This is a genomic window from Sphingopyxis sp. EU05-FHT14B03 (genome assembly GCF_058790875.1).
The window spans coordinates 159,661-183,809 of the sequence record NZ_JBYTDC010000002.1 but is presented as its reverse complement, the minus strand read 5'-3'; the positions used below and the strand labels follow the sequence as shown (position 1 = coordinate 183,809).

Below are 24,149 nucleotides of genomic sequence, written 5' to 3'. Positions count from 1 at the left end.
CGGCGGCGAGCCGGCGCTAGAACCACAAATCGCGCACGCAACGGCCGTCGGCCGGCAGGTCGTCGAAACTGTCGAGCCCGTCGAAATGGTCGATCGGCAGGTCGGCGACGGCATCGGGTTCGGCAAGGCGGATGTTGACCGCCATGCGGCGGCGCCCGTCCTCCTCCAGCCGCAAGCCGCGCCAGGCGAGCACGCAACCGCAGCTCGGGCAGAAATGGATCTCGAGCGCCGGATCGACCTTGCCGCGGCGCGTGAAGGCCGCGGTCGGCCCGGTCATCCCGATGCGCTCGCTCTCATAGTCATAGGCCCAAAGCGCGCCGTAACGGCGGCACAGGGTGCAGTTGCAGGCGGTGATCGAACCGGGATCGCCGGTAAGCGTCCAGCCGGCATCGCCGCACAGGCAGCGGCCTTCGAGGACGGCCTCGCCGTTGGTCAATTGACCATCCGTTCGCGCCCCTCCCAATAAGGCGCGCGCAGATCCTTGCGCAGGATCTTGCCGCTGGCGTTGCGCGGCAGCGCCTCGATCACGTCGATGCTGCGCGGCGCCTTGAACGCGGCGATGCGTTCGCGCGCCCAGGCGATGATGTCGGCCTCGTCGATACTCATGCCCGGCTTGGGCACGACGACGGCCTTCACCGTCTCGCCCCATTTCTGATCGGGAATGCCGATCACCGCGACCTCCTGCACCGCCGGATGGCCAAAGATCGCGCTCTCGACCTCGGCCGGATAGACATTCTCGCCGCCCGAGATGATCATGTCCTTCATCCGGTCGTGGATATAAAGATAGCCGTCCGTGTCGAGATAACCCGCATCGCCGGTGTGGATCCATCCGTCGGCGGTCATCGTCTTCGACGTCGCCTCGGGCAGGTTCCAATAGCCGATCATATTGTTGGACGAGCGGGTCACGACCTCGCCCACTTCGCCCACCGGCACCGCCTGCCCGTCGTCGCCGAGGATGCGGATTTCGACCCCGGGCAGCGCCTTGCCCGCCGAGCGCATGCGCTGATTGCCTTCGGGATCATGATCTTCGGGCGGCAGCATGCAGATGGTGCCCGTCGTTTCGGTCATGCCATAGGCCTGGATGAAGTCGGCGCCGAACATCTTGATGCACTGGCGCAGCAGTTCGAGCGGGATCGGTGCTGCGCCATAGAGGATATATTTGAGGCGGCTGAAATCGGTCTCTGCGCAGCGTGGGTGGAGCAGCAGCATCTGCAGCGCCGCGGGCACGATAAAGAAGCGCGTCACGCCATGATGCTCGACCGCGTCGAACACGCCATCGGGGTTGAATTCGGCGAGGACAACGCCCGGCAGTCCCGCCGCGAGCGCCATGATGCCGAGGCCCGTGCCGCCGATGTGCGCGCAGGGCATCGCGACCAGCACCGCCTCATCATCCTCCCACTTGGTATAGGGCAGGTCGAGGTCGCTGGAATTGCGGCGCAGCGCGAACAGGTTGCGGTTCGACAGCACCGCGCCCTTGGGATTGCCGGTGGTGCCCGAGGTATAAAGCTGGAGCACCGCGTCGTCGGGACCCGAGCCCTCGAAGGCCGCGCGCGGGGTCGTGGCGATCAGCGCGCGCGCTTCGCCGTCACCCACGATGCGCGGATCATGATCGAGCTTGCCGGCGAGTTGCTGCGCCACCGCCTCGAAGCCGGGGCCGGTGAACAGGATCTTTGCCCCGGTATCGTTGAGGACATAGGCCCATTCGGCGGGCGACAGCCGCCAACCGATCGGCGCCATGACGATCCCCGCGCGCGCCGCGCCGAAAAAGAGCTGGAAATAGAGGTCGCTGTTCTTGCCGATCCACGCGATGCGGTCGCCCTTTTTTAGCCCCGCGCCGATCAGCGCGCTCGCGACCTTCGCGGTCAGATCGTCGAGTTCGCCATAGCTGAACTCGCGATCCTCTTCGCGCAGCGCGAGCCGGTCGGGACGGTCGGCCGCCCAATGGGTGAGAAACTCGTCAAAAGTCAGAAGGTCGGCCAGCGCTTTCATAAATCTCTCCCGGATGCCGTTCTCGGCAATTCTCAAGTCTGATAACAACGTCGCGGGCGGTTTGACAAGCCATCCGCGCGCCGCGTGTCGTCCGCCATCTTGCGGATAGTTCGCTCTCTATGCAATCCCGCACGACGTCCGGCGTTCGTCGAAGCGCGCGGTGCATTGGGCGGGCGACCATTGCACCGTGGCGCCCCCAACTTATTGCGACACCTGGGCAATCCCTCTATGGTGGATTATCAAAATAACACAGCGGCGCCATCGCCCGCACGGAGACTCATGTGACCAAGACCCGCCTGTCGATCCTGCTGCTCGCCTCGGCCTTCGCCCTTCCCGCCGCGGCGCAGACCAACGGCGACCCCGAAATCGTCGTCACCGGCCGTTCGCTCAAGGACACCGCCGACGCGCTCGCCGCTTGCCTCGCGCGCAATTGCCCGCCCGACGAGGATGTCGCGGCGTCGCTCGCCCACGCAGAGAACCAGCTGCTGCAGGGCGACTACAAGGATTCGCGCACGACTTTGCTCAAGTCGATCGGCCGCAACCGCAAGTTCGGGACCAAATATCCGGTCGAGGTCTCCGACCTGTTCCGCGCCAACAGCCGCGTCGCCGAACATGTCGGCGAGGCGAAGAATTTCCAGCTGTCGGTGCTCGACATGCGCAACACGCTGAAGGCCGGACTCGGCGAAAAGGACCCGCGCGTGATGGTCGCGCAGATCGAGGTCGGCGACAGCCGCGCCAAGCTGGGCTTCCCCGACGAAGCGAAACGCATCTATCAGGATGTCGAAAAGGATGCGCTGGCGGGTGGGCAGAACCGCGTCGCGATGTTCTCGCGCGTGCGCCAGGCGTTGTTGCTGCAGACCGAAGCCGAAGCCTCGGGACTCGACGCCGATTATGCCAAGGCCCGCGCGAAGCTCGACGAGATCTCGGCGCAACCGCTCGCCGGGGGCGAGGATTTCGCGCTCGTCGCGACGGTCATGCGCGCGCGCATGGACCGCAAAAAGGGCGACGCCAGTTCGACCGAGGCGATCCTGAAGGATTTCGCTGCCAAGGGCGGCGCGACACGCCCGCTTCTGCTGTTCAGCGAACCGATCAAGCGCATCGACCTGACCCAGGATTATGGCAACGACCAGCCGCAGGCGAACACGCTGCAGCGTCTGACCGCGCTCAACAGCATCGCCAAATGGGCCGATGTCGGTTTCTGGATCAACGCCGACGGCCGCGTCGGCGATATCGAGGTGCTGCGCGGCGAAGGCACGAAGCAATGGTTGAAACCCGTGCTCAAGCAAATCCAGACCCGCGTCTATGCGCCGCTGCGCCGCACCGACAATGATGCGACCCCCGGCTTCTACATGATCGAGCGCTATACGCTGACCGCGCGCTGGACCGACGATGCGACGGGCACCAACATGCGCCGCCGCGAAGCGACCCCGCGCATCGAACGGCTCGACATCACCCCCGAAAATTACCAGCGCCCGATCATCGACGACGGCAAGACGGGCTGACCGGGTCCGATTGACGAAGAACGCCTTTCATGAGACCCTTCGCGCACATCAGCGTGAAGGGAGAAGGTCGATGCGTCGCCTGATTTTTCTCGCCCCGCTCGCCGCGACCCTGTCGGTCGCGCCTGCGCTTGCCGCCGAAGTCGACGGCCCCATCATCGTCACCGGCCAGCCGCTGGGCGAGACCGCTGCGGCGCTTGCCGCGTGCCTCGCCCGCGCCTGTCCGCCCGACCAGGACGTCGCGGCGACGCTGACACATGCCGAGAACCAGTTCCTCGCCGGCCGGTACAAGGATGCACGCTCGACGCTGTTGAAGTCGATCGACCGCAACAAGGCGCACGCCCGCGCCTTCCCGGTGCCGGTATCCGACCTCTATCGCGCCAACGGCCGCGTCGCCGAGCATGTCGGCGAAGCACGCAACTTTCAGTCGTCGGTGCTCGCGATGCGGGACACCCTGCGCGAAGGGCTCGACCGCGGTGATCCGCGGGTACTCGGCGCGCAGATCGAGGTGGGCGACAGCCGTGCCAAGCTCGGCTTCCCCGACGAGGCCGCGCGTATCTATGCCGACGTCGAAGCGCAGGCGCTGGGCCGCGGGCTAAGCCGCATCGCCATATATGCACGGCTGCGGCAGGCGGTGCTCGCACAGGTCGCGGCAGAGGACAGCAATCTGTCCGCCGACCGCAAGCGCGCCCGCGCGATGCTCGGCGATATCATCGCCGATCCGCTTCCGGGCACCGACGACCTGCGGCTCGTCGCGCAGGTATCGCTGGCGCGGATGGACCGGAAAGCGGGCCGGGCGGATTCGACCAGCGCCCTGCTGCGGCAATTCGCCGTCGAGGGCGGCGCCGCGCGGCCGATCCTGATCGCGGCATCACCGATCAAGTCGCCGGGCATCGACACCATGCGCAACCCCGCCACCCAGAGCATGGCCGACAACGTCACGAGCGCCGGCTTCCTGGCCATTGCGGCTGGCGATACGTCGCGTCGGCTGGTCGCGCTCAATGCGATCGGCAAATGGGCCGACATCGGATTCTGGGTCACGCCATCGGGCAAGGTATCGGATATCGAGGTGTTGCGCTCGAGCGGCGGCACCCAGTGGCTGGCCCCCGTGGTGACGCACCTCGAAGGGCGCGTCTACGCTCCGCTCAAACCGGGAAGTGACGGCGTGAATCCGGGTTTCTACATGGTCGAGCGCTATTCGCTGACGGCGCGCTGGACCGACGATGCCACCGGCACCAACATGCGGCGCCGCGAATTCACGCCGCGCATCGAACGGCTGGACATCACGCCCGAGGATTATGCGCGCCAGCCACCCGAGGGGCAGGGAACGCCGCAGGGCGCCTAGGCCCGACGGAAGAGCAGCATCAGGTTGTTCGCGGGCATCGCCCGCCGCTCGGCGAAATCCAGCCCGGCATCCGCCGCTGCAGCCCGGACCGCATCGAGGTCGCGCAGCCCCCATGCCGGGTTGCGCGCCCGCAAACTGGCATCGAAGGCGAGATTGCTTTCGGCGGTCGACACAGCGGGATCGAAATAAGGTCCGTAGAGGATCAGCGGCGCGCCGGGCGCCAGCAGCCGGCCGGCACCCGCGAACAGGCCAAGCGTCGCCGCCCACGGGCTGATATGCACCATATTGATGCACAGGATCGCATCGGCGTTCGCAATCGGCCAGCCGGCCGCCGACGCGTCGAGCGCGAGCGGCGGCGCGATATTCACGAGGCCCGCGTCGGCGCTCCAGGCGGCGATCGAAACCAGCCCGGCCGGGTCGGGGTCGCTCGGTTGCCAGTGCAGACGGGGAAAGACGGCCGCGAAATGCACCGCATGTTCGCCCGAACCGCTCGCCACCTCCAGCACCGTTCCGGCGGGCGGCAGCCAGTCGGCGAGCACCGAGGCGATCGCGTCGCGGTTGCGCGTCGTCGCGGGGGCGTGGCGCCTGGCCGCTTCGCCGCCGTCGCCCGGCATCCAGGGTCGCGGTGTCACTTCGCGGCTTTGGCGTGCGCCCGCGCGCGGCGTTCGCGGACGATCAGCCACAGGAACAGACCGACGGGCCCCGCCATCAGCGTCAGGAACAGGAAGGGAAATTGCACGACGCGGCTGAAGCCTTTTTGGTCGGCATCGCGCGCGATCCACATGCCGGTGAACAGATCGAAGGCGAGATAATGGATCCAGCCCATCGTCGTGCCGCCGGGGGTATCGAATAGCTTCATCACCCCGGCGAGCGAGGTCAGGTTACCGTCGGTGCCCAGTCCGCCGGGATCGATCGCTCCGCTGAGAAAGCCGACGATCAGCACCGCATAGGTGAGGCACAGGAGAAAGACGCCGGCATACATGACCAGCGACAGGAGCCGCGGCCCGCGCGGCGCAAAGGCGAGGACGATCCAACCCGCAATCGCCCAGTAATTGGCCAGCAGAAACAATGTATCCCAGCTCATCGATCGTCCCCTCGTGTCGCGGTGCCCCCGTGCCTTGCCAGCGTCAGAGCAGTCCGCCAAGCCCGAAGAGCAGGATGCCAGCGAACAGCGCGATCAGCCCGGTCGCGACGATCAACAAGGTCAGCCGCGCCGCCGAGAAGCGCCGGGTCGCGAAGAAAGCCGCGACGAATCCGAGGCCGGCGGCAATCAGCGGAGCATAGAGAAACACCCAGTCATAACTGAATTCGCGCCGCGCGCGCACGAGTTCCCATTGCTCGACCACCAGCCCGTATAGGGTGATCGCGGCAAGCCAAACCGCGACGAAGACCACCGCGAACAACGCGCCGCCGATCAGGCATCCGGCCGGACCCGACGGACGCGCGCTGGCGGACGCCTCGCTCAACTGCCGCCGATCTCGCTAAGCGACGGGGTGCCGGAGGCGACGACCGGTTCGCTCCAGGTCAGGATCGGCTTGCGCGCCGCCGCCGTTTCGTCGAGCCGCGCGCGCGGGGCAAAATGCGGCGCCGATTTGAGCGCCGGATCGCCATTCTTGGCGCGCAGCGCGACGCTGCGCAGTGCCCCGACGAACTGGTCGAGTACCGCCTTGCTCTCTGTCTCGGTCGGTTCGATCAGCATCGCGCCATGGACGACGAGCGGGAAATAGACCGTCATCGGGTGATAACCCTCGTCGATGATCCCCTTGGCGATGTCGAGCGTCGAGAAGCCTTCGGCCAGGCCGTTGTCGGTGAACAGCGCCTCATGCATGCACGGACCCGAACCGCCGAACGGCGCCTCGAGCACATCGTCGAGGCTGCGCAGGATATAGTTGGCGTTGAGCACCGCATCCTCGGCGACCTGCTTCAGCCCGTCGGCACCGTGGCTGAGCATATAGGTCAGCGCGCGGGTGAACATGCCCATCTGACCATGAAAGGCGGTCATGCGGCCGAAGGTGTCGGGATGCTCGGCCCCCGCGCTTTCTTCCTCGACCAGCTTGAACGAGCCGTCGGCGTAGCGCGCGGCATAAGGAATCGGGCCATAAGGCGAGAGCGCCTCCGACAGCACGACCGGGCCCGAGCCGGGGCCGCCGCCGCCGTGCGGGGTCGAGAAGGTCTTGTGCAAATTGATGTGCATCGCATCGACGCCGAGGTCGCCGGGGCGCACCTTGCCGACGATCGCGTTGAAATTGGCGCCGTCGCAATAGACATAACCGCCCGCCGCATGCACCGCGTCCGAAATCGCCTTCATGTCGCGCTCGAACAGGCCGCAGGTGTTGGGATTGGTGATCATCACGCCGGCGACGTCGGGATCGAGGCGCGCTTTCAGCGCTGCGAGGTCGACGCGGCCTTCCGGGGTCGCGGGGATATCCTCGACGCTGAAGCCTGCGAAGGCCGCGGTCGCGGGGTTGGTGCCGTGCGCGCTTTCGGGGACGAGCAGCACGCGCCGGTCCTCGCCGCGCGCTTCCAATGCCGCCTTGATGCAGAGGATGCCGCAAAGCTCGCCATGCGCGCCCGCCTTGGGGGTCATCGCGACGCCGTGCATGCCGGTGAGCTTGATCAGCCACATCGCCAGTTCGTTGATCACCGCGAGTGCACCCTGCACCGTTTCCTGCGGCTGCAGCGGGTGGATGTCGGCAAAGCCCGGCATCCGCGCGACCCGCTCGTTGAGGCGCGGGTTGTGCTTCATCGTGCAGCTTCCGAGCGGGAAGAGGCCGAGGTCGATGGCGTAATTCTGGCGCGACAGGCGCGTATAGTGGCGGACCGTCTCGCCCTCGCTGAGTCCCGGCAGGCCGATCGGCGCCGAGCGTGCGAGGCCGCCGAGGTCGAACGCCGGGGGCGCCTCGTCGAAATCGACACCGGTGGTTTCGGTCGAACCGATCTCGAAGATCAACGGCTCTTCGAGCATCAGCGCGCGGTTGCCGGTGAAGGTCGTGCTGTCGTCGGCGCCGCCCGCGTTCATTTCGGGGCGCCAGCCGGATGCGTTGGGCGTGCTCATGCCAGCGCCTCCTTCAGCGCCGCGGCAAAGGCGGTGATATCCTCCGCGGTGCAGGTTTCGGTGACCGCGACGATCAGGCCGTTTTCGAGCCCGCTATTGTCAGGATAGAGGCGACCGAGCGAAACCCCGCCGAGGATGTCGCGCCCGGCGAGTTGATGCACGACCGGCCGCGCCGCGGTGGGCAGCAGCAGCGTGAACTCGTTGAAGAAGGCGGTATTGAGTACCGACACGCCCGGAATCTTCGCAAGTTCGGCGGCGGCAAGTTTCGCACGGCCATGGTTGATAGCCGCGAGCTGGCGCAGTCCTGCTTCGCCGAGCAGCGTCATGTGGATGCTGAAGGCCAGCGCGCAAAGCCCCGAGTTGGTGCAGATATTGCTCGTCGCCTTCTCGCGGCGGATATGCTGCTCGCGCGTCGAGAGCGTCAGCACGAAGCCGCGTTTGCCATTGGCATCGACGGTCTCGCCACACAGGCGCCCCGGCATCTGGCGGACATATTTCGCTTTGCACGCGAAGAGGCCCACGTAAGGACCGCCGAACTGCAACCCGACACCGATCGACTGGCCTTCGCCAACGACGATGTCGGCGCCCATTTCGCCGGGCGACTTGATCAGGCCGAGTGCGACGGGTTCGGTGACCACCGCGATCAGCAGCGCGCCCGCTGCCTGGCAGGCGCTCGCGAGCGCAGCCATGTCATCGATGCGGCCGAGGATGTCGGGATATTGCACGACGACGCAGCTGACCTCCTTGTCGACCGCGGCGGCGAGATCGGCCCAGTCGGTGCCGGGGACGAGTGCGGGGTCGGCCTCGACCAGCGCGTCGCCGGTATATTTGGCCATCGTCCGCGCGACGCTGCGGTAATGCGGGTGGACGCCGGTCGAGAAGAGCGCTTTCGACCGTTTGGTGATGCGGCGCGCCATCACGACCGCTTCCCAGCACGCTGTCGAGCCGTCGTACATCGACGCATTGGCGACGTCGGTGCCGAGCAGACGCGCAACCTGGCTCTGGAATTCGAACAGCATCTGCAGCGTGCCCTGCGCGATTTCGGGCTGGTACGGCGTGTAGGCGGTCAGGAACTCGCCGCGCTGGATCAGATGATCGACGCTCGCCGGAACATGGTGGCGGTACGCGCCCGCGCCGAGGAAGAAGGGCCCGTCGCCCGCCGCGCGGTTGCGCCGTGCCAAGGCGCCCATATGACGCTCGACCGCGAGTTCGCTGGCATGTCCGGGCAGATCGGCGATTGGGCCATCGAGCCGCGCTTCGGCGGGGACGTCGATGAACAGGTCGTCGATCGTCGCAGCGCCGATGGTGGCGAGCATGGCCGAACGGTCAGCGGGGGTGAGCGGGAGGTAACGCATGGCTAGTCAAACTCCGGGGGAGCAAAAACATCCGTTCGCATCGAGCGAAGTCGAGATGCGCCTAGCTGGCGCTCTCCTTCAGGGTGTCTCGACTTCGCTCGACACGAACGGGTTCGATCAAAGATCGTCGCAGAAGGCCTTGTACGCGGTCGCGTTCATCAGCGCTTCGAGCTGGCTCTTGTCGCTCAGCGTCATGCGGAAGAACCAGCCTTCGCCTTCGGGGTCCGAATTCACGAGCGCGGGGTCTTCCTCGAGTTGGCCGTTCCCTTCGGTCACGGTGCCGTCGACGGGGGCGTAGACGTCGCTCGCCGCCTTCACCGATTCGACCACCGCGGCGTCGCCGCCCTGGGTAAGCTCGGCGCCGGTGTCGGGGACCTCGACGAAGACGATGTCGCCGAGCTGGCCCTGCGCGAAGTCGGTGATGCCGACGGTCGCGACATCGCCATCGACGTCGATCCATTCATGTTCTTCGGTATAATAACGCGGCATCGGTCAGCCTCCCTGTTTGCGCACATAGCGGTGTGGAATGAATGGCGTCGCGGCAACGGTGCAAGGCACGCGCTTGCCGCGGACTTCGGCGGCGACCGACGTGCCGGGGACAGCATGGTCGCGCGGGACATAACCCATGGCGATCGGCGCGCCGACACTGGGCGCGAAACCGCCCGAGGTCACGACGCCGATCTCGTCCTCGCCGTCGAACAGCTTGGCGCCTTCGCGCACCGGCAGCTTGCCGTCGACGAGCAGCCCGACGCGTTTGCGCGGGCTTCCGTCGGCATAATGGCCGAGGATGCGTGCCGCGCCGGGAAAGCCGCCTTCCTCGCGGCGGCGCTTCTGGATCGCGAAACCAAGGTCGCCCTCGATCGGATCGATGGTCGGGTCGAGGTCGTGGCCATAGAGCGGCAAGCCGGCCTCGAGGCGCAGGCTGTCGCGCGCGCCGAGGCCGATCGGCTTCACCTCGGGCTCGCCGCACAAGAGGTCGGCGACGTACTGGACCTTGTCGGCGTCGACCGAAATCTCGAAGCCGTCTTCGCCGGTGTAGCCCGAACGGCTGATCCAGGCATCGACGCCGCCGATCTGGTACGGACCACCCATCATGAAGACGAGGGCGTCGAGGCCCCATTTGCCGGTGGTGTGGCGCTTCAGCGCGTCGAACGCCTTGGGGCCCTGCAGTGCGAGCAGCGCGCGTTCTTCGAAATGGTTGATCGTGATCGCGTCGGGAAGCGCTTCACGCAGATGCCCGATATCTTCCCACTTCACCGCACCGTTGACGACCATATAGATGCCCTCGGGCCAGCGGCTGAGCATCAGATCGTCGAGAATACCGCCATCCTCGGCGAGCAGCAGCGAATAACGCATCCGCCCCACCGCGAGGCTCTTCACATCCCCGGGAATCAGCGCCTCGAGCGCCTCGTCGAGCCCTTCGCCCGAGAGGTAGAGCTGGCCCATATGGCTGACGTCGAACAGCCCGGCATTTTCGCGGACCCACAGATGTTCGGCCATGATGCCGTCATATTGGATCGGCATCCAATAGCCGGCGAACTCGACCATGCGGCCGCCCTTTTCGCGGTGCCAGGCGTCGAGCGGCAGGGTTTCGGTGGCGACCTCTACGACTTCACTATCTTCTCGATCATCGCGCATATCGCGAACTCCCGTTTCAAGCACGGCAAGGAGCGGCGCGGGTGCCGCCTTGTCGCCATGCCCCCTCTGTCACGGGAACCTGAGAGTTTTCCCCCATGATATCATGGGGTTACCCCTTCGGTGGCTCCAGCCTGTGGCTGAAACGCTTTCCAGAGTGTCCGTTCCGGCCTGCGCGGTCCGCTTGACCTGAGAGTTTCCGGGGCGGTTGCTCCTTCGGTGGCGAAGCACGGGTGACCCCGCCCTCGCGCTCTCCCGCGCGGCCGGTCGAATCTCTTGCGATCTTCGACAGACGCCCGAGCCTTGGCGGCGCCCCAAGGCAGAGTCAATCGGCGAGCCGCCGCATCGCGTCATTTTCATGGATGCGCACGCCGGGCTGCGCATTTCCGGCCAGCGCGACGATCGCCCGCGCGACGGTTTCGCCGGGAATCGAACGATAGCGGCGCAGCGAGCCGTGCAGCAGCGCATCGGCGAGCGGCGCCGCGGCGATCGCGATCCCCTCCCCCATCCGTTTCGGCCCGGCGCGGTCGCCCGTCAACAAGCCGGGGCGCAGGATGTCGAGCCGCTCGAAACCAAGCGCGCGCAGCCCGTCCTCGGTCTCGCCCTTGGTCCTGAGATAGAAATTGCGGCTCTTCGCCGCGGCACCGACCGAGCTGACGACGATCATCTGCGTCGCCCCCGCCATGCGCGCGCCGCGCGCCGCCGCGAGGATCAGGTCGTGATCGACGGCGCGAAACGCCGCTTCCGACCCCGCCTGCCGGATCGTCGTGCCGAGGCACGAAATGAGGACGCGCGGGCGCTCGATCGCGATGATGTCGGCCCAGCGCTCGGGCGGCGCGACGAGCAGCGCATGCGCTTCGGGCAGATCGTCCATTTCGCGGCGAACGAGAACGGTCAACGACAGCGCGCCCGCGTTCGCGATCACCGCGCCGCCGACCATCCCGGTCGCGCCGATGAGCAATGTTCTCCCACCGGACTCTGTCATGCGATCTTCCTTCAATCGGGCGCGCCAAATTCGGCGCTCTCAAGCATTCGCGCAAACAATGACAGATCGCGCCCGAAATGCCTGTCGGGGCTTTCCATCCGAAACGTGTAAAGAAAACGTGGCCGTGCTTCCTTACCTATCGCTTCGCGACCGGGCGAAAGAAGTTTCAGTTCGATGGTGCCGTTCCGGCTTCCGGCGGGCGCGCATTGCTCTACCTCCATTCCGAGTTTCCGCCATTTATCAACCATTGGCGTCAACGCGGCGTTTGGCACTTCCGGCGTGCAGCCGGCGTCTTTCAGCGATCGATGCTCCATCGCATTGTGGTCGGCCCAGACAGCGACCCAACGATCATTTGCGGCGGCGTCACGTGCGGCATCGCAATCGGCATAGCGTGCACCAACACGAAAGAAGAAACCGTGCGGATGCGTGTCGCTCATCGCCGCACAGACAAAAGCGTCCTTCGGTAATTCGGGCCTGAATGCATATTCGTCAAACGCCATCGCGACGCGTCCATCACGCTCATCCGCGCCATTTCGCTTCGGCGGCGCAGCAGGGTCCTCGCAGCCTGTCAGGATCAGGGTCATGGCGAGCAACGGGACAGCAAGAGCGCCCCGCATCGTTCAGACATGCGCCAGCGCGGGCGGCACTTCGCCGCGGCCGAAGATTTCGGCATAGCGGTCGATGGCGAAGCGGTCGGTCATGCCGGCTATATAGTCACCGATATGGCGCACTGTCGCGCATTCTTCGCCCGGCACCCGCGCCGACCAGTCGGCGCCCATCAGGCGCGGATTGTCGGCATAGGCGGCGAAGAGCCGGGCGATGATCTGGTTCGCCGCCTCGGCCGCCGCGACCTGTTCGGGGTGATGATAGAGATTGGCGTACATGAAGCGCTTGAGATCGCGCTCCTTGCGCGCCAGTTCACCCGAAAAGCCGCCGAGGGTGCGGCCGGCGGCGCGGACTTCGGCGGCGCTCGTCACGCCCGCGTCGGCGACATTGGCGCGCGTCGCAGCGATCACATCGTTGACCATGACGCCGATCTGGTCGCGGACCAGTTCGCGCAGCAAGCGGTCGCGCGGAGCGCCGGGAAAGCGATCCTCGACCGCCGCGAAATTGGCGGCGACGAACGGCTGGGCCATCAGCTGGTCGAGGCTGAGCAGCCCGGCGCGCAGCCCGTCGTCGATGTCGTGATTGTCATAGGCGATGTCGTCGGCGACCGCCGCGATCTGCGCCTCGAGACTGGCATGGCTGGAGAGGTCGAGCGGAAATTCGGCGTCGATCGCGGCGAGCGCCCAGCCGGGATATTTGACCGGGCCATTATGCTTGGCGAGCCCTTCGAGCGTTTCCCAGGTCAGGTTGAGCCCGTCGAACAACGGATAGGGGCATTCGAGGCACGCAAGCGTGCGCAGCGTGTGGCCGTTGTGGTCGAAGCCGCCATGGTCGGTCATCGCGGCCTTGAGCGCATCCTCGCCGGCATGGCCGAAGGGCGGATGGCCGATGTCGTGCGCAAGGCAGAGCGCCTCGGTCAGATCCTCGTTGAGCCCCAGCGCGCGCGCGATGCCGCGGCCGATCTGCGCGACCTCGATACTGTGGGTCAGGCGGACGCGATAATGATCGAGATCGGGGGCGACGAACACCTGCGTCTTGTGGCGCAGGCGGCGGAAGGCGATCGAGTGGATGATGCGGTCGCGGTCGCGCTGGAACGCGTCGCGCGGCCCGCGCACGACGCGGCCGACCTCTTCATGGCGGCGTCCGCGACTTTGCAGCGGATCGCTGGCGCAGTCAGAGACGGAGGCCATCGAGGTCCTCCCCATCGCGTAGCGTTGGGGAGGTGGCAGCGCGGAGCGCTGACGGAGGGGTAAGGACGCCAGCGTCGAAACCCCTCCACCACCGCTTCGCGGCGGTCCCCCTCCCCAACGCTTCGCGATGGGGAGGATCTATCTCGACCGCTGCCGTGCTCATCTGACCGGATCGACGTCTTGGCCCGCGTCGCTGTTGAAGAGGAAGCCGTCGCCGCCCGCCTTTTTGTAATCGGCGAGCCAGGTGTCGGCGCTCTTTTTGTCCTTGAACGGCCCGACGAGCAGGCGGCGGGTCTTGCCCCATTCGGTGGTGCCGCCCGCCTTGCCCTTGAACAGCGCCGGAGACTTTTTGGCGAATTTGCCGAAGTCGGTCGCCAGCGCCTTCGCATTGGCGCCGGTCGCGACCTGCACCCAGATGCGTGCCGGGTTCGCTTTCTTTTCAGCCGCTTCGGCCTTGGCCTTCGCATCGGCTTCCGCTTTGGCCTTGGCCGCGGCGTCGTCCTTGACGCGCTTCGCCTCGGCAGCGGCATCGGCCTTGCGCTTGTCGTCGCGCAGCTTGGCGAGGGTGGCCGCGTCGACCGCTTCGCTGGCGGGCGCCATTTCCTCGGCGGGGATTTCGAGCGAACCGACGATATCGGCGAGCGAGGCGAGCGGCGCCGAGGGCGTCGGCGCGAAGGTCGGCGATGCCGCGACGGCCGAGGTCGGCGGCGGCGGCGCGTCGGCCTGCGCCATCTCGGCGGACGCCGGAGCGGGAGCCGCGGCGCCGGGCGCCGGCGTCGCCGCGCCGGGCTGGCCGATGTCCGAGATCGAGAAGCCGGGACCGACCGGACCGCCGTCGCGGATCGCGACGCCGATCGGTGCCGACGTCGTCGCGGCGGGCGGCGGGCTGGCGGCCGGAACCGCCTGAGCCGGGGCATCGACGCGAGCGACCGTCGTAGCCGCAGGCGCAGGCGCCGGTGCAGGCGTGGGCGTGGGCGTGGGCGCGGGACGGGCCGGCACCGGCGTGGTCCGAGCCGGCGTCGCGCTGGCAACTGCGACGCTCGGCGCCTGCCGTGGCGGCGTTGCGACGGGCGCCGGATCGGGGGCGCGGCGGACGGTTACCGGCGGCGGTGTCGCGCTGACGGGCGTCAGCGTACCGCGTGCCCGCTCGCGCTCGCTGGGGCGGCGGCGGTCGGGCCTGGACGCCGCAGGCTTGGACGTCGACGGCGCCGCTGCGGGCGGCGGCACGGCCGCGGCGACCTGCACGGGCTTGCGCGGCGGGCCGAGGTTGCCCGACGGGAAGCGGCCGAAATGCGCGGCGGCGGCCTGTTGCGCCGGGTTGAGCCGGTCCATCTGGACCAGATAAGGCAGGATATTCTGCGCCAGCTGCGGCGGCATCGTCGCGTTGACGATCTCGGTCGCCTCGCCGTTGCGACCGTTGATCGCGAGGATCATCGCGCGCATCCGCCAGGCGCCGCGATCCTGGGTGCGGAGCTGGCCCGACAGCAGTTGCACGCCGCGGTCGGCCTCGCCGGCGATCCCCAGCGACAGCGCGTAGCGGCGCAGCGTTTCGTCGTTCGGTGCCAGCGACAGCGCGAGTTGATAGTCGCGCTGCGCCGCGTCCTGCTGCCCGAGCAGGTCGCGCGCAAGACCCCGGTCGGAGAGGAAAATCCGCTCGGGCGCGCCGAGCAATTGCGCCTCGCCGAAATAGTCGAGGGCGCGGGTCGGATTTTCCATATGGACCATCGCCGAGCCAAGCGCCGCCTTGACCGCACCGTCGCGCGGGTTCGCCTGTTCGGCGCGGGTCAGGAAACCGAGCGCGGCGCGATAGTCCTCAAGCTCGATCGATGCGCGTCCGGCGTCGAGCAGCGCGGGGCCGTCGGTGCTGTTGGCGGCGATCCGCGCCAGCGCCGACGACAGCAAGGTTCGCGCCGCGGTGCGCTTTTCCATCGCAGCGCGCGTCGCCGCGTCGGGCGGCGTGACCTGCGCCTGCACGGCCGCGAGCGGCAGCACGCCAAGCCACAGCGCGGAAAGCGCGAGCGCATGACGCGCCGCGCGTCCCGGCCTGCCCGACTTCATCGTTCGCCGCATGGGCCAATTCATCCCGATTTCCGCGCCGCCCTGCCCTGAAGGACGGCGGCGGTATGATCGCCCCGTTACTGGTTGTTCTGGCGGTTAAGGAAGCGCGGGATATCGACCCCGTCTTCCTTGCCCTCTTCCTCACCCTCGGCCGGCGCGGCGCCGCGCGACAGGCGCGACATGCGTTCGAACAGGGTGCCGCCACCGATTGCGCGCGACGGCGCCTCGTCGGCGGCGGGTTCGGGCGCCGGAGCGGGCTGATAGGCCGGAGCCGACGCTTCGGGCTGTCCCAGAACCAGCTCATCCGCCGTGTCGTCGTAGGTCGCGGCGATGTTCGACAGTTCCATCGGCTCTTCCTCGACCACGGCCGCGGGCGCGGACGGAGCGCTGTCGCCGAGCGAGAAACCCGGCGCCGGATCGGCGGCAACGGGCGGAGCCTCGACCGCCGCTTCGAAGGGCGCTTCCTCGACCGGCTCTTCGACGACCGGCGCCGCGGCGGGTGCCGCGCTACGCGCCGGAGCGAAGGAGAAGCTGCGCGTCGCGGCGGGAGCCGGTGCGGCTTCGCCGGTGCCGTCGATACCGGTCGCGACGACCGACACGCGGATCTTGCCCTGCAGCGCTTCGTTGAAGGCGCTGCCCCAGATGATGTTGGCGTCGGGATCGACGAGTTCGCGGATGTGGTTGGCGGCTTCGTCGACTTCCATCAGGCGCATGTCCTCGCCGCCGACGATCGAGACGATGACGCCCTTGGCGCCCGCCATCGACACGCCGTCGAGCAAGGGGTTGGCGATCGCCTTTTGCGCCGCTTCGAGCGCGCGGCCGTCGCCTTCGGCTTCGCCGGTGCCCATCATCGCCTTGCCCATTTCGCGCATCACGCTGCGCACGTCGGCGAAGTCGAGGTTGATCAGGCCGGGCATGACCATCAGGTCGGTGATCCCGCGCACGCCCTGCTGCAACACTTCGTCGGCCATGGTGAAGGCTTCTTTGAAGGTCGTGTTCGGGTTGGCGACCAGGAACAGATTCTGGTTCGGAATGACGATCAGCGTGTCGACATGGTCCTGCAGCTCGGCGATGCCGGCATCGGCCGAGCGCATACGCCGCGCGCCTTCGAACATGAAGGGCTTGGTCACCACGCCGACGGTCAGGATGCCGCGGTCGCGGGCCGCCTTGGCGATCACCGGCGCCGCACCGGTCCCGGTGCCGCCGCCCATGCCGGCCGCGATGAAGCACATGTGCGCGCCGTCGAGCGCGTCCTCGACCTGCGCGATCGTTTCCTCGGCCGCCGCGCGCCCGACCTCGGGCCGCGAACCCGCGCCGAGGCCCTGGGTGATCTGCGCGCCGAGCTGAATGCGGCGTTCGGCCGGCGACGCGTTCAGCGCCTGCGCGTCGGTGTTGGCGACGATGAAATCGACCCCTTCGACCTTGGCCGCGATCATGTTGGCGATGGCATTGCCGCCGGCACCGCCGACGCCGATCACCGCGATCCGCGGCTTCAGCTCATCGACCTGCGGCGGGCCAATATTGATGCTCATCAAATAATCTCCCTGCAGCGGCGAACCCTTGCCGCTTCCTCATCGTGCGACCCACGGGCGGTGGTCCCGCCGCCCCGATATCCGTTACCGCATTGCACTATTGTGACGCCGGAATCACTCAAAAAATTAACCCTTTCGCGCAACTCGTCGCTAGAAACTGTTTTTAAGTGCAGCCATCAGGCGATTGATAATTCCGGTACTGCGCGGACGATAGACGTCCTGCGACATCATCGGCAGGTCGCGCAGGTCCACCGGGTCCGACGCAGCGTAAAGCACCAGCCCGGCAAGCGTCGCGAAAGCCGGTCCCGAATGGGCGTCGGGCAGCCCGAGCAGGCCCTTGGGGCGGCCCACCCGCGCCGCGCGGCCGAGCGCGCTCTGGGTGTAATCGGCGATCCCCTTCAGGTCGGCGCCGCCGCCGACCAGCACCACCTGACGGCCGATCGGGCCGACGAAATGCAGGTCTTTCAACGTCCTGCCGATCTCTCCCATCATCGCGTCGAGGCGCTGGCGGATCACCGTGACAAGCTGGGCGCGGGTGATGCGCGGCGATTCCGATCCGCTGGGTGCGCCGGGTTCGAGTTCGATGATCTCGTTGTTATCGCGCGGGCTGGCCGAGGCCGAGCCGTAGAAGCTCTGCAGGCGCTGCGCCTGGCTGCGGCGGATACCGAAAGCCGAGGCGATGTCGTCGGTGATGTCGCTGGCGCCGAACGGCAGCGACGCCATTTCGACGAGCATGCCGCCGGCATAGAGCGAGACGGTGGTCACCGACGCGCCAAGCTCGACAAGTGCGACGCCGAGGTCGCGTTCCTCGTCCGACAGGCACGAGAGGCCGGCGGCGATTGGCGAGGCGACCACGGCGTTGACGTCGAGATGCGCCTGGCGCACCGCGGCCTCGAGGTTCCGCACCGGGGCGCCATCGGCCATGATGATATGGATGTCGACGCCGAGCCGGTCGGCGTGGAGGCCGATGGGGTTCTTGACCCCGGTGAGGCCGTCGAGCGTGTAGAGCGCGGGCTGGGCGTGGAGGATCATGCGGCCTTCGGGATCGATGCCGGCGCGGCCCGCGGCGAGCAGGTCGTCGACATCCTCCTGCTCGATGCGATGGCCGCCGAGTTCGCTTTCGATCGGGGCGACGTCGCTCAAGAGGCTGCCCGCCGAGAAGGCGACCCAGACATCGTCGATGTTGAGCCCGGCGATGCGCTCGGCCTGTTCGATCGCCTCGCGCACGACATGTTCGGTCTGTTCCATGTCGGCGACATAGCCGCGCTGGACGCCGCGGCTTTCGCGCTGGCCGGTGCCGAGGACGTGGAGCGCGCCGTCGGCGGTCTGGCCCGCGATCAGCGCGCACACCTTCCACGACCCGACATCGAGCGCGGTGATGATCTTCTCGATGCGCGGCGGCGCCATCGCCCTATCCTTCTTCGGCCGCGGTCGCGGCGGCCAGCGCGTCGGCGGCGGCGCGCGCGCCTTCGAGCTTCGCGGGTGCCACCTGTCCTTCGTGCGGCAAGCGTAGCACAAAACGGTTGGGGTCGCGCATGTCGAAGCGCAGGATACCGCGTCCGAGCAACCGGTTGGCGCCGTCCATATGCGCGAATTTGGCGAGCGCGGCCTTGGCCTCGGTCTCGCCTTCGGGCAGCGACAGCGTCTCGCCGCTGCGGAAACGCAGATCCCAGCGACGGTTGCCGACCCAGGTCGCGCCGGCGAGCAATTCCTTGAGGCTGCTCGCTTCGGCGAGCAGGCGGTCGAGGTCCTGCGAGCGCTGGTTCGCCTTCGGCCCGATGACGAGCGGCAGGTCGGGCATCGTCGCGATGGTGACGGGTTCGAGCACGACGCCATTTTCGTCGATCAGCGACAGCCGGTTGTTGTGCTGCCAGATCGCCGCCGGGGTGCGCTCGACGATGTCGACGACGAGCGTGTCGGGCAGGCGGCGCGAGACGCGCGCATCCTTGATCCAGCCATATTTCATCAGGTCGCCGCGCACCCCTTCGAGGTCGAGCGCCGCCATCGAGCGGTCCTTTTGCGCCAGCGCGATGTCATAGACCTTGAGCCGGTCGATGCGGTCGGCGCCGACGACCTCGACCTTCTTGACCTGGAAGCCGGCGCGGCCGACCGCCTGCGCATATTCCTCCTGCACCTTTGCCGTCACGCCCGTCGCATGGGCGGCAAGACCGACCACGGCGAAGAGGCCGAGGCCGATCGTCCAGTTGGCGACCTGCTGCAGCCGCTGCGGACTGATCGGCAGCGCGTTGATCACCGCGTCGACGCGCGACGTCTTGATCGTCTTGCGCTTTTTCGGCGCGCGCGCCGGGCGGCGCGGCGCCGACGTAGGCCGCTTGATCTTCTGGCTCATAATGCTTCCCCCACGATGCGTTCGACCAGTTCCGCATAATCCATGCCGATCGCGCGTGCCTGTTCGGGCACCAGGCTGAGCGGCGTCATCCCCGGCTGGGTATTGACCTCGAGCAGGAAGATGCCCGCGAGGCCATGCTCGTCGTCCCAGCGAAAATCGGAGCGCGAAGCGCCCTTGCAGCCGAGAAGGCGGTGCGCCTGGACCGCGAGGTCCTTCATGCGCTCCGCGACGTCGTCGGGCACCTCCGCGGGGCAGACATGTTCGGTCAGCCCGTCGGTATATTTGGCGTCATAGTCGTAGAAGCCCGACTTCACCCGCAGTTCGGTGACCCCGAGCGCCTGATCGCCGAGCACCGCGACGGTCAGTTCGCGGCCCTTGATGAAGGGTTCGGCGAGCAGGCGGTCGAATTCCTGCCAGGGCCCCACCGCACCGCGCGCGATCGGATTGCCGTAATTGCTGTCGTCCTTGACGATCGCGACCCCGACCGACGAGCCTTCGTTGACAGGTTTCAGGACATAGGGACGCGGCAGCGGGTCGACCGAAAACAGGCTTTCGCTGTCGACCATCGTGCCCACGGGCATCGGGATGCCGTGCGGGACGAGCGCCTGCTTGGTCAGTTCCTTGTCGATCGCGATCACCGAGGTGACGAGACCGCTGTGGGTATATTTGAGGCCCATCAGGTCGAGCATGCCCTGCACCGTGCCATCCTCACCGGGGACGCCGTGGAGCGCGTTGAACACGACGTCGGGATTGGCATCGGCGAGCCGCCGCGCGACGTCGCGGTCCATGTCGATGCGCGTGACCCGGTGCCCGCGCGATTCGAGCGCGTCGGCGATGCCCTTGCCGCTCATCAGCGAGACTTCGCGCTCGGCGGACCAGCCGCCCATCAGGACGGCGACATGCCACGGACCCCGGCTCACTTCTTCACTCCCACGCGCTGTATTTCCCATTGCAATTCGACGCCGCTCTTCGCCTTCACGCGGCGGCGCACTTCCTCGCCGAGCGCTTCGATGTCGGCGCTTGTCGCCTCGCCGGTGTTGATGAGGAAATTGGTGTGCTTCTCGCTGACCTGCGCGCCGCCGACCATAAAGCCGCGGCAGCCGGCTTCGTCGACGAGTTGCCACGCCTTGCGGCCGTCGGGGTTCTTGAAGGTCGAGCCGCCGGTTTTCGAGCGCAAGGGCTGCGAGGCTTCGCGGCTCGCCGAGATGCGGTCCATTTCGGCCTGGATCGCGGCGGGTTCGCCGGGGCGGCCGCGGAAGGTCGCGCCGACGACGACCGCACCCTCGGGCAATTCGCTGTGGCGATAGGTGTAGCCGAGGTCGGCGAGCACGAGCGTGCGGCGCTCGCCCGAGCGCAGCACGATGTCGGCGTCGATCAGGATGTCCTTGACCTCGCCGCCATAGGCGCCGCCGTTCATGCGCACGAAGCCGCCCACGGTGCCGGGGATCGAACGCAGGAATTCCATGCCGGCGATGCCGGCGTCGCGCGCGGTCGAGGAAACGAGAATGCCCGAGGCGCCGCCGCCGCAGCGCAGCGTGGTCGCGTCGATGGCTTCGACCTTGGCAAAGGCCTTGCCAAGGCGGACGACGACGCCGGGGAAGCCGCCGTCGCGAATGATCAGGTTCGACCCGAGGCCGAGCGCCATGACGGGCGTTGCGGGGTCGAGGTCGCGGAGGAAATCGGCAAGATCGTCAGCGTCTTTCGGCTCGAACAGCCAGTCGGCGGGGCCGCCCGACTTGAACCAGACGAGCGGGGCCAGCGGCGCCTTTGCCGTCAGCTTGCCGCGCACGGCCGGGAGGGTGGCAAGGTCGCTCACAACCGCATCCCTTCCCCGTTCGTCCCGAGCGAAGTCGAGGGACGCGTGGCGCTGCGCTGGCATGTCTCGACTTCGCTCGACACAAACGGAGATGGGATGGGAACGGAGAAGCTTGTCACGCCGCGCGCTCCACCGCCGCGGCCAAACCCGCCGCCATCTTGGTGATGTCGCCCGCGCCGAGGCAGATGATCTTGTCGCCTGCACCGAGGTCACCCGCAGCGATCGTCTGGGCGATGGCGGCCGCCAGCGCATCGGCGTCGGCGACGGTTGACGCCTGGCGATGCCCGCGATCGCGCAGCCCCGCCACGAGCGTGTCCGACGACACGCCCTCGATCGGGCTTTCGCCCGCCGTGTAGACGGGCAGAGCCAGCACGATGTCGGCGTCGTTAAACGCCTGCTGGAAATCGTCCATATGGTCGCGAAGCCGGGTGAAACGGTGCGGCTGGACGACCGCGACGACGCGCCCTGCCCCGACACCCTCGCGCGCGGCCGAGAGCACGGCGCGGATTTCGACGGGGTGGTGGGCGTAATCGTCGATGACGGTCACCACGCCCTCACCCGCCGCGATCTCGCCGACCTTGGTGAAGCGGCGCTTGACCCCGGCGAAACCGTTGAAGCCCGAGGCGACCTTCTCGTCCGACACCCCCATGTGCAGCGCCACCGCGATCGCAGCGAGCGCGTTCTGGACATTGTGGCGCCCCGACATCGGCAAATGGATGCCCTCGATCGTCCGGCTGTTGCCGTCGCGGTCGCGCACGACGACGTCGAAACGATTGCCGTCGGCGCCCGGCGTCACGTTGGTGCCGCGCACATCGGCCTGCGCCGAGAAGCCATAGGTGATAATGCGGCGGTCGCGGATGCGCGGGATGATCGCCTGTACCTCGGGATGGTCGAGGCAGAGCATCGCGGCGCCATAGAAGGGCACATTTTCGATAAACTCGACAAAGGCGTCCTTGATCGCGTCGAAGCTGCCATAATGGTCGAGATGTTCGGGATCGATGTTGGTGACCACCGCGATCGTTCCGTCGAGGCGCAGGAAGCTGCCGTCGCTTTCGTCGGCCTCGACCACCATCCAGTCCGACGCACCAAGCCGCGCGTTCGAGCCATAATTGTTGATGATGCCGCCGTTGATCACGGTCGGGTCGATGCCGCCCGCGTCGAGCAGCGCCGCGACGAGGCTGGTCGTCGTCGTCTTGCCGTGCGTCCCCGCGATCGCGACGGTCGATTTCAGCCGCATCAGTTCGGCGAGCATTTCGGCGCGGCGGACGATCGGGATGCGGCCGGCCAAGGCGGCCTCGACCTCCGGATTTCCGCGCTTGACCGCGGTCGAGGTCACGACGACCGCGACGCCGTCGACGTTCGAGGCCTCGTGGCCGATCGCGACCTTGATGCCGCGCTTGCGCAGGCCTTCGATCACATAGCCGTCGGCGATATCGCTGCCCTGCACCTGATAGCCGAGGTTGTGCATCACCTCGGCGATGCCCGACATGCCGATGCCGCCGATGCCGATGAAGTGGATGGTGCCGATGTCGGTCGCGACGCCGCGCATCAGCGGTCTCCCGAACGCGTCGCGGCGACGCCGCCCGCGACGGCGGCCGAGCGCGACGGCGCACCGACACGGATGACATCCATCATCGGCGGCGCGGCGAGCGATTCGACGAGGTCGGCGAGGTCGCGCGTCGCGTCGGGCAGGCCGCAGCTCGCCGCGCGCGCAGCCGCTTCCTCGAGCGCGCCGGGTTCGAGCGCCATGCGCTGGATCTGCTTAGCGAGCGCCGCGGCGGTGAAGTCAGGCTGCGCGAACGACACTGCGCCACCCGCCTCGACGAGATCGGCGACGTTGTAGGTCTGATGGTCGTCCATCGCGTGCGGATAGGGCACGAACACCGCGGGGCGACCGGCGCAGGCGAGTTCGGACACGGTCGAGGCGCCAGCGCGCGCGATCACCAGATGCGCCCAGCGCATGCGGTCGGGGATGTCGGCGAAATAGGGCGCGCATTCGGCGGCAACGCCCAGCTCGGCATATTTGGCGCGCACGCCCTCGATATCGGCCTCGCGCGCCTGCTGGACGATCTGCAACCGGTCGAGCAAGGCACGCGGCAACATCGCGATGGCGGCGGGAACAACCTCGCTGAGCACCGTCGCGCCGAGGCTGCCGCCGACGACGAGCAGGCGCAGGATGCCGTCCTCGGGAAGCGGCGGATAACCTTCCTCGCGGATCGCGATGACCTCCTCGCGCACCGGGTTGCCGGTCAGGTGGCGCTTGAGCGCCAGCGCTTCGGGGAAACGATGGATGTTGCGATAGGCGACCGCGATCGCGTCGACGCGCGATGCCATCAACCGGTTGGTGCGGCCGAGCACGGCGTTCTGCTCGTGGATCACGCTCGGGCGCCTGGTCGCCTTGGCGGCGAGCAGGCTGGGAAGCGAGGGATAGCCGCCGAAGCCGACGACGACCGCAGGGTCGAATTCATTGATCAACTCGATGCCGAGGCGCCGCCCCTTGCGGATCGCCAGCGCCGCCTTGACCCAGCCGATCGGGCCGCCAGCGACGCGCCCGGCGGGCAGGACATGGGTTTCGAGTTCGGCGGGGGCGCCGGGAATCTTGAGGCCGCGGTCGTCGCTGACCAGCGCGACGCGGTGGCCGCGCGAAATCAGCTCGCCCGCCAGCGCATAAGCGGGAAGCATGTGGCCGCCGGTCCCCCCGGCGGCGAGAAGATAGTGACGCGTTGCGGTCATT

At 67.6% G+C, this 24,149-nt stretch carries 22 protein-coding genes and 2 riboswitches; of the genes, 2 read left to right on the top strand and 20 right to left on the bottom strand.

Going from position 1 to position 24,149, the window contains the following annotated elements:
• Positions 1-16: 16 nt before the first annotated feature.
• Positions 17-436, bottom strand: a complete 420-nt coding sequence (locus tag AC3WS4_RS09965; RefSeq protein WP_492739060.1) for a GFA family protein — start codon at positions 434-436, stop codon at positions 17-19.
• A complete protein-coding gene (locus AC3WS4_RS09960; RefSeq protein ID WP_056346926.1) occupies positions 433-1,989 on the bottom strand; it encodes a fatty acid--CoA ligase in 1,557 nt (518 codons plus the stop codon). Before AC3WS4_RS09960 ends, AC3WS4_RS09965 begins: the two co-directional genes overlap by 4 nt.
• Before the next feature lie 281 nt (positions 1,990-2,270).
• Between AC3WS4_RS09960 and AC3WS4_RS09955 the strand changes: the two genes are divergently transcribed.
• Complete coding sequence (locus tag AC3WS4_RS09955; RefSeq protein WP_492739061.1) at positions 2,271-3,491, top strand: hypothetical protein; 1,221 nt, start codon at positions 2,271-2,273, stop codon at positions 3,489-3,491.
• Positions 3,492-3,561: 70 nt separating this feature from the next.
• The gene (locus tag AC3WS4_RS09950) at positions 3,562-4,833 is read left to right on the top strand and encodes a hypothetical protein (protein WP_492739062.1); all 1,272 of its coding nucleotides are present in this window, start codon (positions 3,562-3,564) and stop codon (positions 4,831-4,833) included.
• Here AC3WS4_RS09950 and AC3WS4_RS09945 read toward each other — a convergent pair.
• From AC3WS4_RS09945 to murG, 18 genes are all read right to left on the bottom strand, one after another.
• Positions 4,830-5,447 (bottom strand): DUF938 domain-containing protein, encoded by a 618-nt coding sequence (locus AC3WS4_RS09945; protein ID WP_492739183.1) that lies wholly within the window; start codon positions 5,445-5,447, stop codon positions 4,830-4,832. The two genes, AC3WS4_RS09950 and AC3WS4_RS09945, sit on opposite strands and share 4 nt — an antisense overlap.
• Before the next feature lie 14 nt (positions 5,448-5,461).
• Positions 5,462-5,917 carry an ABA4-like family protein gene (locus AC3WS4_RS09940; protein ID WP_492739063.1) on the bottom strand — a complete coding sequence of 152 codons (456 nt, stop codon included), beginning with the start codon at positions 5,915-5,917 and terminating at the stop codon, positions 5,462-5,464.
• Between the two features lie 43 nt (positions 5,918-5,960).
• The gene (locus tag AC3WS4_RS09935; protein WP_492739064.1) at positions 5,961-6,299 is read right to left on the bottom strand and encodes a hypothetical protein; all 339 of its coding nucleotides are present in this window, start codon (positions 6,297-6,299) and stop codon (positions 5,961-5,963) included.
• Positions 6,296-7,888: an aminomethyl-transferring glycine dehydrogenase subunit GcvPB gene (gene gcvPB, locus AC3WS4_RS09930; protein ID WP_492739065.1), complete on the bottom strand. Its 1,593-nt coding sequence runs from the start codon at positions 7,886-7,888 to the stop codon at positions 6,296-6,298. The genes AC3WS4_RS09935 and gcvPB overlap by 4 nt, the downstream gene beginning before the upstream one ends.
• Positions 7,885-9,243, bottom strand: coding sequence for an aminomethyl-transferring glycine dehydrogenase subunit GcvPA (gene gcvPA, locus AC3WS4_RS09925; protein WP_492739066.1), 1,359 nt, complete (start codon positions 9,241-9,243; stop codon positions 7,885-7,887). Before gcvPA ends, gcvPB begins: the two co-directional genes overlap by 4 nt.
• A 117-nt stretch (positions 9,244-9,360) precedes the next feature.
• Positions 9,361-9,732 carry a glycine cleavage system protein GcvH gene (gcvH, locus tag AC3WS4_RS09920; protein WP_056346911.1) on the bottom strand — a complete coding sequence of 124 codons (372 nt, stop codon included), beginning with the start codon at positions 9,730-9,732 and terminating at the stop codon, positions 9,361-9,363.
• 3 nt (positions 9,733-9,735) lie between these two features.
• Positions 9,736-10,881 carry a glycine cleavage system aminomethyltransferase GcvT gene (gcvT, locus tag AC3WS4_RS09915; RefSeq protein WP_056346909.1) on the bottom strand — a complete coding sequence of 382 codons (1,146 nt, stop codon included), beginning with the start codon at positions 10,879-10,881 and terminating at the stop codon, positions 9,736-9,738.
• Positions 10,882-10,937: 56 nt separating this feature from the next.
• A riboswitch (glycine riboswitch) is annotated at positions 10,938-11,044 on the bottom strand.
• Positions 11,045-11,146, bottom strand: a riboswitch (glycine riboswitch). It lies immediately after the preceding riboswitch.
• A gap of 57 nt (positions 11,147-11,203) precedes the next feature.
• Positions 11,204-11,863, bottom strand: coding sequence for a Rossmann-fold NAD(P)-binding domain-containing protein (locus AC3WS4_RS09910; RefSeq protein WP_492739067.1), 660 nt, complete (start codon positions 11,861-11,863; stop codon positions 11,204-11,206).
• Between the two features lie 11 nt (positions 11,864-11,874).
• On the bottom strand, positions 11,875-12,447 hold the full coding sequence (locus AC3WS4_RS09905) for a hypothetical protein (protein ID WP_492739068.1): 573 nt from the start codon (positions 12,445-12,447) through the stop codon (positions 11,875-11,877).
• A 36-nt stretch (positions 12,448-12,483) separates the two neighbouring features.
• Positions 12,484-13,659 carry a deoxyguanosinetriphosphate triphosphohydrolase gene (locus tag AC3WS4_RS09900; RefSeq protein WP_187138933.1) on the bottom strand — a complete coding sequence of 392 codons (1,176 nt, stop codon included), beginning with the start codon at positions 13,657-13,659 and terminating at the stop codon, positions 12,484-12,486.
• A 159-nt stretch (positions 13,660-13,818) separates the two neighbouring features.
• Positions 13,819-15,729: a tetratricopeptide repeat protein gene (locus tag AC3WS4_RS09895; protein ID WP_492739069.1), complete on the bottom strand. Its 1,911-nt coding sequence runs from the start codon at positions 15,727-15,729 to the stop codon at positions 13,819-13,821.
• A gap of 65 nt (positions 15,730-15,794) precedes the next feature.
• A complete protein-coding gene (ftsZ, locus tag AC3WS4_RS09890; protein WP_492739070.1) occupies positions 15,795-17,249 on the bottom strand; it encodes a cell division protein FtsZ in 1,455 nt (484 codons plus the stop codon).
• 150 nt (positions 17,250-17,399) lie between these two features.
• On the bottom strand, positions 17,400-18,656 hold the full coding sequence (gene ftsA / locus AC3WS4_RS09885; RefSeq protein WP_056346903.1) for a cell division protein FtsA: 1,257 nt from the start codon (positions 18,654-18,656) through the stop codon (positions 17,400-17,402).
• Positions 18,657-18,660: 4 nt separating this feature from the next.
• On the bottom strand, positions 18,661-19,599 hold the full coding sequence (locus tag AC3WS4_RS09880) for a cell division protein FtsQ/DivIB (protein ID WP_056346902.1): 939 nt from the start codon (positions 19,597-19,599) through the stop codon (positions 18,661-18,663).
• On the bottom strand, positions 19,596-20,519 hold the full coding sequence (locus tag AC3WS4_RS09875; RefSeq protein WP_492739071.1) for a D-alanine--D-alanine ligase: 924 nt from the start codon (positions 20,517-20,519) through the stop codon (positions 19,596-19,598). Before AC3WS4_RS09875 ends, AC3WS4_RS09880 begins: the two co-directional genes overlap by 4 nt.
• On the bottom strand, positions 20,516-21,415 hold the full coding sequence (gene murB / locus AC3WS4_RS09870) for a UDP-N-acetylmuramate dehydrogenase (RefSeq protein ID WP_492739072.1): 900 nt from the start codon (positions 21,413-21,415) through the stop codon (positions 20,516-20,518). Before murB ends, AC3WS4_RS09875 begins: the two co-directional genes overlap by 4 nt.
• 115 nt (positions 21,416-21,530) lie before the next feature.
• Positions 21,531-22,964 (bottom strand): UDP-N-acetylmuramate--L-alanine ligase, encoded by a 1,434-nt coding sequence (gene murC, locus AC3WS4_RS09865; protein ID WP_492739073.1) that lies wholly within the window; start codon positions 22,962-22,964, stop codon positions 21,531-21,533.
• On the bottom strand, positions 22,964-24,148 hold the full coding sequence (murG, locus tag AC3WS4_RS09860) for an undecaprenyldiphospho-muramoylpentapeptide beta-N-acetylglucosaminyltransferase (protein ID WP_056346892.1): 1,185 nt from the start codon (positions 24,146-24,148) through the stop codon (positions 22,964-22,966). The genes murC and murG overlap by 1 nt, the downstream gene beginning before the upstream one ends.
• Position 24,149: the final 1 nt, after the last annotated feature.